A 1,356-nucleotide genomic window follows, 5' to 3' on the forward strand; every position below is an offset into this window, starting at 1 on the left:
CGAAAACCGCCGCCGCTATCTGAACTCGCGCGCGACGCTGGAACAGCTGATCAGCCTTGGCGTCGTGCCGATCGTCAACGAGAACGACACCATCGCCACCGATGAAATTCGCTTTGGCGACAACGACCGGCTGGCGGCGCAGGTCGCGGTGACCGTGGGTGCCGATCAACTGGTGTTGTTGTCGGATGTTGATGGGTTCTATTCCGCCAATCCCGGGCTGGACCCGGCGGCGGTGCGGTTCGACCTGATCGACGAAATCACCCCCGAGATCGAGGCCATGGCCGGTGATCCGACCTCGGGCCTCAGCAAGGGCGGCATGAAAACCAAGCTGCTGGCGGCGAAAACCGCCACTGGTGCGGGCTGTGCGATGGCGATCACCGAAGGCTCGGTGTTGCAACCGCTGAAGGCGCTGATCGACGGGGCGAATGCCACATGGTTTCTGGCCAAGGACGACCCGCAAGCGGCACGCAAACGCTGGATCGCGGCGATGAAACCGCGCGGCGAACTGGTGCTGGACAGCGGGGCCGTCCGCGCCTTGTCGCAGGGAAAATCGCTGTTGCCCGCAGGGGTTACGGCGGTGGACGGCGAATTTGGCCGTGGTGATCCGGTGGCGATTGTCGGGCCAACCGGTCAGACGCTGGGCAAGGGTCTGGTGCGCTATACCAGCGCCGAGGCCCGCGCCATTCGTGGCCACCAGTCCGGCGAGATCGAAACCGTTCTGGGCTATCCAGGACGCGCGGCGCTGATCCACCGCGACGACATGGCGCTGTAACGCCCGCCGTCCGCGATGTGGATTTCCTGACCGCGCCCGGCATTTTTCGTTGTAGACTGTCGGTCACATCCTTATTCCAGAATGCCAAAGACAAGAGCGAAGGCAATGAAACACATGGATAATATTCCCGCGATGATGGCCGAGATCGGCCAGCGCGCCCGTGCGGCCTCGGCCGAGCTGGCCTTTGCCTCGTCCGAGGCCAAGGTGGGGGCCCTGAACGCGGCGGCCGATGCGGTCTGGGCGCGGCGCGCCGAGATCATCGAGGCCAACGCCAAGGACATGCAATTCGGCCGCGACAAGGGTCTTAGCCCGGCGATGCTGGACCGGCTGATGCTGGACGAAGCGCGGATCAAAGGCATGGTCGATGGCCTGCGCGCCGTGGCCGAGCAGGACGATCCGGTCGGCGCGGTGATGGCGGAATGGGACCGGCCCTCGGGGCTGCATATCAAGCGGGTGCGCACGCCTTTGGGGGTGATCGGGGTGATCTATGAAAGCCGCCCCAACGTGACCGCCGATGCCGGTGCGCTGTGCCTGAAGGCCGGGAACGCGGTGATCCTGCGTGGCGGTTCGGAAAGTTTCCACAG

At 65.0% G+C, this 1,356-nt stretch carries 1 protein-coding gene and 1 pseudogene; both read left to right on the forward strand.

What is annotated here, in order from left to right; all coding sequences use genetic code 11:
* On the forward strand, positions 1 to 772 hold a 772-nt coding region (gene proB / locus ABYW26_RS14515), incomplete at its 5' end, for a glutamate 5-kinase (RefSeq protein ID WP_372605628.1).
* Positions 773 to 877: 105 nt separating this feature from the next.
* Positions 878 to 1,356, forward strand: a pseudogene (gene proA, locus ABYW26_RS14520) (gamma-glutamyl-phosphate reductase); the annotation flags it as partial.

The sequence above is a fragment of the Actibacterium sp. genome (assembly GCF_041584535.1).
Lineage (GTDB): Bacteria > Pseudomonadota > Alphaproteobacteria > Rhodobacterales > Rhodobacteraceae > Actibacterium_D.